This is a genomic window from Kitasatospora sp. NPDC058406 (genome assembly GCF_042722765.1).
GTDB lineage: Bacteria > Actinomycetota > Actinomycetes > Streptomycetales > Streptomycetaceae > Kitasatospora.
In genome coordinates this window covers 1-8,206 of the sequence record NZ_JBHXKE010000329.1, presented here as the reverse complement: position 1 = coordinate 8,206, position 8,206 = coordinate 1, and the positions used below count along the sequence as shown (strand labels likewise).

Below are 8,206 nucleotides of genomic sequence, written 5' to 3'. Positions count from 1 at the left end.
GCGGGGCGCGGGGCGTGCGGGCGGCGGCCCTCGGGTCCCGCCCGGCGGCCGGCTGGGCCTTGGCACCGGGCTGGCGCGCCTGGGACTGCTTCGCGGGCGACGGCTTCGCGGGCTGTTGCTTGGCGCGGGCCGGCTGACCCGCGGCGGACTGCGGCTTCGCCGGCTGCCCCTTGGCGGGCTGGGCGCGCCCGGCGGCCGGCGGCTTGCCGGTGGACTGCCCGCGCGGGACCGGCCGGGGCGCGGCGCCCTTGACGGGACGGCGTCCGCCGTTGCCGCCGTTTGCGCCGGAGGGCTGACGGGGTGTGCTCATCGGGCTGCGCCCCCGCCCGTGGCCGGCGCCGGCTGCGGCGCGGTCGGGTTGAGCTGGACGGTGACGTCGCCGCCAGGGGCCGGGGCGTTCGGCGCCGCGGTGGTGGGCTGCGCCGCCGCCGGGGATCCGGGCTGGGCACCGGGTTGGGCGCTCGGCGCCGGCTGCTTCCCGGGCCACGGTTCCACGGTGGACCGTTTCACCGGCGGGCTGTCCTGGGCCGGCTTCGGCGTGCCGACCACCGCGCCGCCGTTCGGCAGGTCGAGGAAGGCCATCCCGCCGGCCGGCACCATGCCCAGCTCGGCGGCCCGGCGGGCCAGCGCGTCCGGCGCGGAGTTCTGGTCGATCTGGTGCTGGAGCCCCTGCTGCTCGTCGGTGAGCACGGTGGTCTGCCGCTGCAGCCTGGACAGCTCGAAGGAGCCCTCGTTGAGGGCGGTGTTCAGTGCCAGCAGCCCGAGCAGTCCGGCCCCGAGCAGCACCACCACCAGCACCGCGAACGGCGTCCGCCCCCGTACCTGGCGTCGCCCGGGGCGGACGGTGATCCGCGCCCTGCCGCCCTGCCCGGGGAGCACCCTGCTCCCCGCCCCGCCTCCGGCCACCGGCCCCACCGTCTTTCCTCCGCCCTTCGGACCGTCCCGGTGCCGGTCAGCCCCGGGTGCTTCGGTCCCTGATCCTCTCCGCCACCCGCAGCCGTACGGGTGCGGCGCGCCGGTTCTCCTCGATCTCCTCCTCGGTGGCCTGCTCGGCACCGCGGGTGATCAGCTTGAGCCAGGGCTGGTGCTCCTCCGGGACGAACGGCAGCCCCGGCGGGGCGGTGTTGGTCGCCCCGGCCGCGAAGCACTGCTTGACCAGGCGGTCCTCCAGCGACTGGTAGGACATCACGGCGATCCGCCCGCCGATGGGCAGGACGCCCAGAGCACCGGGAATCGCCCGCTCCAGGACCTCCAGCTCGCCGTTGACCTCGATCCGCAGCGCCTGGAACGTGCGCTTGGCCGGGTTGCCGCCGGTGCGGCGGGTGGCGGCCGGGATGGCGTTGCGCACCAACTCGACCAGACGCGCGCTGTTGGTGAACGGTTCCTTCTCGCGTTCGCGCAGGATCACCGAGGCGATCTTCCCGGCGAACCGCTCCTCGCCGTAGAACTTGAGGATCCGGGCCAGCTCGCCGTGGCTGTAGGTGTTCAGCACCTCGGCCGCGCTGATCCCGCGGGTCTGGTCCATCCGCATGTCCAGCGGCGCGTCCTGCGCGTACGCGAACCCGCGCCCGGCCTCGTCCAGCTGCATGGAGGAGACGCCGAGGTCGAAGAGGATGCCGTCGGCCTTCGGGATGTCCAGGCGCTCCAGCACCTCGGGGATCTCGTCGTAGACGGCGTGCACCAGGGTGGCCCGTTCGCCGAAGGGGGCCAGCCGCTCGCCGGAGAGCTTGAGCGCCGCCGTGTCGCGGTCCACCGCCACCAGCCGGACGTCCGGGAACTGGGTGAGCAGGGCCTCGCTGTGGCCACCGAGGCCGAGGGTGGCGTCCACCACCACCGCACCGGGCCGGGAGATCGCCGGGGCCAGCGCGTCCATGCACCGCTGCAGCATCACCGGGACGTGCTTGGGGGCCGGATCGTTGGTGGTCATTGCGCGGTGGCGCCCTTCCTCGGTGCGGAGCCGCCCGAAGTACGGGAGCTCGGACCATTCTGTCCCACCACGCCGCGAAGCAGACGCAGGGGCCGGGCCGCGGCCCGTGGGCCCCGCCCGCTCCTTGGGGAAGGTCGTGACCGCCCGGCACCGGGGAAGGTGCGCCAGGTGGCACGGAGCGGGTGGAGGCCACGGGCCGCGTCGGCCGCCGCACCGGCCGGAAACGCCCGGTTGACGGGCCCCGGCGGGTGTGCTCCACTGCGCCGCAACTCTACCGCGCACGCCCCGTCAGTCAATGGCCCGCTCCGGCGCACCACCCGGGCGGCGGTACGGATCACCGCAGGTCGCGACGGTGCTCGTGGCACATGCCGGACGCCGCAGCCGCACCGGCCGCGGTGCCGCGCGCCCCGGTACCGGGCACCGCCCCGGACAGCGGACGGGGCGGGGCGGGACCGGACCGGGACCGGGGCGGGACCGGGTCGGGGCCGGACCGGGACCGGGTCGGACAAATACGTCCGTATCGCCCGGAAGCGGCGGCGCCTTGTGGATATGCGCTCGGTCACACGGGCCCGCTCTGTCGCCATCAGCCCCACCAAGACCCGGCGAATCGCACTAACGTCTTCACCATGACAGTGACCCCCGACCGGCCCACGCCGACCGCCGCTGCCGACGCCCCGACACCCACCATCATCGACCGCTTCGTCGCGGCCAACCGCGAGTACGCGGTGACCTTCCGCGACGGCGGGATGGACGCCCGCCCGGTGCAGAAGATCGCCGTGGTCGCCTGCATGGACGCCCGCCTCGACCTGTTCGCCGCGCTCGGCCTCGAACTCGGCGACGCCCACGTCATCCGCAACGCGGGCGGCGTGGTCACCGACGACACCATCCGTTCCCTCACCATCAGCCAGCGCGCCCTGGGCACCCGCTCGGTCGCGCTGATCCACCACACCGGCTGCGGCCTGCTCGGCCTCACCGAGGACTTCCGCCGCGAGCTGGAGCAGGAGGTCGGACAGCGCCCGCAGTGGGCGGTCGAGTCCTTCGTCGACCTGGACAGTGACGTCCGGCAGTCCATGCAGCGCGTCCGCACCTCTCCGTTCCTGCTGCACACCGACAACGTGCGCGGCTTCGTCTTCGACGTCCACACCGGGCTGCTGCGCGAGATCCACTGACCCCGTCCATCCGGTCGGCCCGGCCAGCGTCGCCCGGGCCAGCCGGACGCTCCCCGGAAGCCCCCCGGCCCGCCTCCCCGGCACGGCCGCCCGAGGGTGCCCGGTCCGGAGGGTGACTTCTGACCACCGCCCGGGGGAGAATGCGCCTGCCGGTCCGGCCTCGAACCACCTGGGGCGGCCGGTCGCAGGCCGTACTCCGGCACCGGCTCCCGGAACACGGAACCGCTCCCGGAGGGGCCGCGTCCAGCATGGGGTGGGGGCCGGCCTCAACGGAGGCGGGCACGTGGTGTGCCAGGGAGCGAACGGGTGACGAGCTACAACGATCAGGCCGGTCTCGACGGTCGTGCAGGGGGCGACCGGGAGACGCCGGGGTACCACCCCGTCGGTCTGCCGGAACTCGCCGCCGTCGTGGACCGGATCCGCGGCAACATCGAGAGCGTGATCGAGGGCAAGCCGGAGGCCATCCGGATCGCCCTGACCGTCCTGCTCGCCGAGGGCCACCTGCTGCTGGAGGACGTGCCCGGCGTCGGCAAGACCATGCTGGCCAAGGCGCTGGCCCGGTCCGTCGACTGCACCGTGCGGCGCATCCAGTTCACCCCGGACCTGCTGCCCTCGGACGTCACCGGCACCAACATCTTCGACCAGCACCAGCGCGACTTCGAGTTCCGGCCGGGCGCGATCTTCGCCCAGATCGTCGTCGGCGACGAGATCAACCGGGCCTCGCCGAAGACCCAGTCCGCGCTGCTGGAGTCGATGGAGGAGCGTCAGGTCACCATCGACGGCACCAGCTACGAGCTGCCCTCGCCGTTCATGGTCGTGGCCACCCAGAACCCGGTCGAGATGGAGGGCACCTACCCCCTCCCCGAGGCCCAGCGGGACCGCTTCATGGCCCGGATCTCGATGGGCTACCCGAGCCCCGAGGCCGAGTTCGCCATGCTCGACGTGCACGCCGGCGCGAGCCCGCTGGACGACCTCCAGCCGGTCGCGCACGCCTCCGACATCCTCAAGCTGATCGACCTGGTCCGCACCGTGCACATCGCCGACCCGGTCCGCCGCTACGCCGTCGACCTGGTCTCCGCCACCCGCACCAGCCACGAGCTGCGCCTCGGCGCCTCGCCCCGCGCCACCCTGCACCTGGTCCGGGCCGCCCGCGCCGCCGCCGCCCTGGACGGCCGCGACTACGTCACCCCGGACGACCTCCAGCGCCTCGCCGTCCCGGTGCTCGCCCACCGCCTGATGCCGACCGCCGAGACCCAGCTCAGCCGCCGCACCTCCGAGCAGATCGTGGCCGAGCTGGTCGCCCGCCTGCCGCTCCCGCGCCCGCAGGGCGCCCCCGCCACGCGGAGGAGCTGAGGTGGGCCCGTCCGACGAACCGTCGGGCCTGCGCGCCGGCCTGCGCGGCCTCACCACCCGGGGCCGTTCCTTCCTCGCCGCCGGGGTGACCGCGGTGGTCTGCGCGTACCTGCTCGACCAGGACGCCCTGCTGCGCGTCGGCGTCCTGCTCGCCGCGCTGCCGCTGGCCGCCGCCCTGCTGCTGTCCAACACCCGCTACCGGGTGGCCAGTGGCCGGCGGCTCAGCCCGCGCCGGGCGGTGGCCGGCCAGGAGGCCCGGGTCCACCTGCGGGTGGACAACGTCTCCCGGGTCCCCACCGGCCTGCTGCTGCTGGAGGACAAGGTCCCGTACGTGCTCGGGCCGCGCCCGCGGTTCGTGCTGGACCGGGTCGAGCCCCGCGGCAACCGCGAGGTCTCCTACCGGGTCCGCTCCGACCTCCGGGGCCGCTACCCGCTCGGCCCGCTCCAGCTGCGGCTCTCCGACCCGTTCGGGATGTGCGAGCTGAACCGCTCGTTCTCCGCGTCCGACGTGCTCACCGTCGTCCCGCAGATCCTGCCGCTGCCGTACGTCCGGCTCAGCGGCGAGTGGGCCGGCCAGGGCGACAGCCACGCCCGGGCCCTGGCCCTGGCCGGTGACGACGACGTCATCCTGCGCGAGTACCGCCCCGGCGACGACCTCCGCCGGGTGCACTGGAAGTCCACCGCCCGCTACGGCGAGCTGATGGTCCGCCGCGAGGAGCAGCCCCGCAAGGCCCGGGCCACCGTCCTGCTGGACACCCGCGAGGTGGGCCACCGGGGCAGCGGCCCCGCCTCCTCCTTCGAATGGGCGGTCTCCTGCGCCGCCTCGGTCACCGCCCACCTGCTGGAACGCGGTTACCAGACCCGGCTGCTGACCGACACCGGCCTCGCCGTCCCCGGGAGCGGCGCCGGCGGCGGCAACACGGCGGCCGACACCTCCGGCCTGATCCTGGACGCCCTCGCCGTGGCCGACCTCTCCGAGGGCGCCGGGCTCTCCCGCGCCGAGGAACCGCTGCGGGCCGGCGGGGAGGGCCTGCTGGTCGCCGTCCTCGGCGACCTGGACGAGGAGCAGGTCGCCCGGCTGGCCCGGCTGCGCAACCGCACCGGTGGCGCCGTGGCCTTCCTCCTCGACACCGCCACCTGGGCCGGCCTCCGCATGCTCGCCCCCGACACCGGCGGCGACGAGTTCCACGACCGGGTGCTCCGCCTGCGCGAGGCCGGATGGACCGTCCTGCCCGTCCGTGCCGGCGACTCGGTCACCGAACTGTGGCGGGCCGCCGACCGGGCCGAGGCGCCCTCCCCCTACCGAAACGAGGCCGGCGCGTGACCACCCGGGCCAAACTGACCGCGTACTCGGCGCTGGCCACCGCCCTGGCCGCGCTCTGCCTGACCCCGCTGCTGACCACCAAGGGCTGGATCACCCACGCGTACCTGGTGGTGGCCGTGATCGCGGTCGTCGGCGCGGGCCTGCGGCGCACGCCGTTCTACCGCTGGGCCGTCCCGCTCGGCCAGCTGGTCGCGCTCCTCCTCCTGCTGCTGCTCGCCTTCGCGGCCTCCGGCGCCTCCTGGGGCGGGATCGTCCCCGGTCCCGAGTCGCTGCGCACCCTCGCCCGGGCGTTCGAGCAGGGGCTGAACGACATCCGGGAGTACGCCATCCCCGCCCCGCCCAGCGCGGGCCTGCGGCTGATCATGATCACCTCGATCGGCCTGATCGCCGTCGCGGTGGACACCGTCGCGGTGACGTACCGGCGCTCGGCGCTGGCCGGGCTGCCGCTGCTGGCGCTCTACTCGGTCGGCAACGGCCTGGCCGGCGACCGGGGCAACTGGCTCTGGTTCGCGGCCGCCGCGGCCGGCTACCTGGTCCTGCTCTTCGCCGAGGGCCAGGACCGGGTCTCCCGCTGGGGCCGGGTCTTCCGCGGCACCCCGCACGGCACCGAGGGCAGCTCCGGCGGACTCAGCCAGAGCGGCCGGCAGGTCGGCGTGGTGGCACTCGCGCTCGCCCTGCTGCTGCCGGCCTTCCTGCCGCGCTGGAGCTCCGGCCTGGTGAACAGCGGCGGCACCGCGAGCTCCGGCAAGCACGGCGGCGCCGGCGGCTTCAACAGCCTCGATCCCCTGGTCGCCCTGAACGACGCGCTCCCCGAGCCCCGCAACGTCGAGCTGCTCACCTACAAGATGGACAGCGCGCTGGCCGACAGCACCTACCTGCGCACCGGCTCGCTGGACGCCTTCGACGGCACCAGGTGGAAGCTCAGCTCCACCGACACGACCGAGTTCAAGGGCACCCTGCCGGCCCCCGACGGCCTGACCGTGCCCGACTTCCCGGAGCTGAAGACCACGGTCAGGATCAGCGACCGGCTGGAGAACGCCTGGCTCCCGATGCCCTACCCGGCCCGGACCGTCTCACTGCGCAACACCGCCGACTGGCAGCTCGACTCGCTCACCTCGGCCCTCCAGCCGACCCGGGACAAGGCGATCAAGGGCCTGGGCTACACGGTCACCTCGCTGTACGTCGGCCCCACCGCCGCCGAACTGCGCAGCGCCCCCCAGGCGCCCGACCGGATCCGGGCCCAGTACCTCGACCTGCCGAGGGACCTGCCGCCGATCGTCCGCCAGAAGGCCGTCTCCGTCACCCAGCAGGCGAGGACCCCCTACGACAAGGCGGTCGCGCTGCAGGAGTGGTTCACCCGCTCCGGCTTCACCTACGACGTCAAGACCCGGTCCGACAGCGGCAGCGACGCGATGGCCGACTTCCTGACCCGGCGCCGGGGCTACTGCGTCCACTTCGCCTCCACCATGGCCGCGATGGCGCGCGTCCTGGACATCCCCGCCCGGGTCGCGCTCGGCTTCACGCCCGGCGACACCAAGGGCGGCGAGGTCTACTCGGTGACCGACTCGATGTACCACGCCTGGCCCGAGCTGTACTTCGAGGGCTACGGCTGGATGCGCTTCGAGCCCACCCCGACCCGCGGCGTGCAACCCGAGTACAGCGACCAGGTCGCCGCGCCGACCACCGCACCGACCACGCAGCCGACCGCGCAGCCGCAGCCCAGCGCCTCGGCGCAACTGCCGTCCGCGAACCCCGACTGCGACCCGAAGCTGCGCAGCATGGGCGAGTGCGGGGAGCGGGACAAGTCCGCCGGCGGTGCCCTGGCCGACTCCTGGCTGTTCTCCGGGAAGACCCTGGCCACCCTGGCCTCCGCCCTGGTGCTGCTCGCGCTGCTGCTCACCCCGATGGTCTGGCGGGCGCTGCTGCGCCGGCGCCGGCTCGGAGCCGGCGGGCGGCGGCGCCCCGGAGGGGAGGGGCCGGTCGAACTCACCGACGAGCAGGTGATGGCCGCCTGGGACGAGCTGATCGACTCCGCCTGGGACCTCGGCATCCCGCCCGACGAGTCGCGGACCCCGCGCTCCGCCGCGCGCCGGATCGCCGAGACCGCCGAGCTCGACGAGGCCTCGGCGGCGGCGGCCGGGCGGGTGGCGCTGGCCACCGAGCGGGTCCTCTACGCCCGGACCACGCAGGTCACCACGCCGCTGGCGGCGGACGTCCGGACCGCCCGCGACGGCCTGCGGGCCGGCGCGGGCCGGCGCGGCCGGACCAGGGCGCTGCTCCTGCCCGCGTCCTCGGCCCAGCTCTGGTGGCGCCTCTCGGACGCGGTGCTGGCGGCCCGGCTGGCGGTGCGCCGCAGGGCCGCGCGGCTGACCGCCGCCGTCACCGGGCCGGTCCGCCGGTCCCTGCGGCGGCGGAAGGGCGACGGTCCGGAGT

At 74.9% G+C, this 8,206-nt stretch carries 6 protein-coding genes and 1 pseudogene; 4 read left to right on the top strand and 3 right to left on the bottom strand.

What is annotated here, in order from left to right; translation table 11 throughout:
* From ACFWOG_RS37440 to rsmH, 3 genes and pseudogenes are all read right to left on the bottom strand, one after another.
* A pseudogene (locus ACFWOG_RS37440) lies at positions 1-310 on the bottom strand (hypothetical protein); the annotation flags it as partial.
* The gene (locus tag ACFWOG_RS37435) at positions 307-879 is read right to left on the bottom strand and encodes a cell division protein FtsL (RefSeq protein ID WP_329882151.1); all 573 of its coding nucleotides are present in this window, start codon (positions 877-879) and stop codon (positions 307-309) included. The gene ACFWOG_RS37435 and the pseudogene ACFWOG_RS37440, both read right to left, overlap by 4 nt.
* Positions 880-952: 73 nt before the next feature.
* A complete protein-coding gene (gene rsmH, locus ACFWOG_RS37430; protein ID WP_329952030.1) occupies positions 953-1,927 on the bottom strand; it encodes a 16S rRNA (cytosine(1402)-N(4))-methyltransferase RsmH in 975 nt (324 codons plus the stop codon).
* A 626-nt stretch (positions 1,928-2,553) separates the two neighbouring features.
* Here rsmH and ACFWOG_RS37425 point away from each other — a divergent pair.
* The 4 genes from ACFWOG_RS37425 to ACFWOG_RS37410 form a co-directional block, all read left to right on the top strand.
* The gene (locus ACFWOG_RS37425) at positions 2,554-3,096 is read left to right on the top strand and encodes a carbonic anhydrase (RefSeq protein WP_329882153.1); all 543 of its coding nucleotides are present in this window, start codon (positions 2,554-2,556) and stop codon (positions 3,094-3,096) included.
* Positions 3,097-3,402: 306 nt separating this feature from the next.
* Positions 3,403-4,449, top strand: coding sequence for an AAA family ATPase (locus ACFWOG_RS37420; protein ID WP_380363915.1), 1,047 nt, complete (start codon positions 3,403-3,405; stop codon positions 4,447-4,449).
* Position 4,450: 1 nt separating this feature from the next.
* A complete protein-coding gene (locus ACFWOG_RS37415) occupies positions 4,451-5,773 on the top strand; it encodes a DUF58 domain-containing protein (protein WP_329952029.1) in 1,323 nt (440 codons plus the stop codon).
* Positions 5,770-8,206: transglutaminaseTgpA domain-containing protein (locus tag ACFWOG_RS37410; protein WP_380363913.1), on the top strand; the 2,437-nt coding region annotated here is incomplete at its 3' end. The genes ACFWOG_RS37415 and ACFWOG_RS37410, both read left to right, overlap by 4 nt.

Bases quoted from the DNA above. Each gene is read 5' to 3' on its own strand.
- ACFWOG_RS37425 (WP_329882153.1), top strand. From the start codon at position 2,554: ATGACAGTGACCCCCGACCGGCCCACGCCGACCGCCGCTGCCGACGCC.
- rsmH (WP_329952030.1), bottom strand. From the start codon at position 1,927: ATGACCACCAACGATCCGGCCCCCAAGCACGTCCCGGTGATGCTGCAG.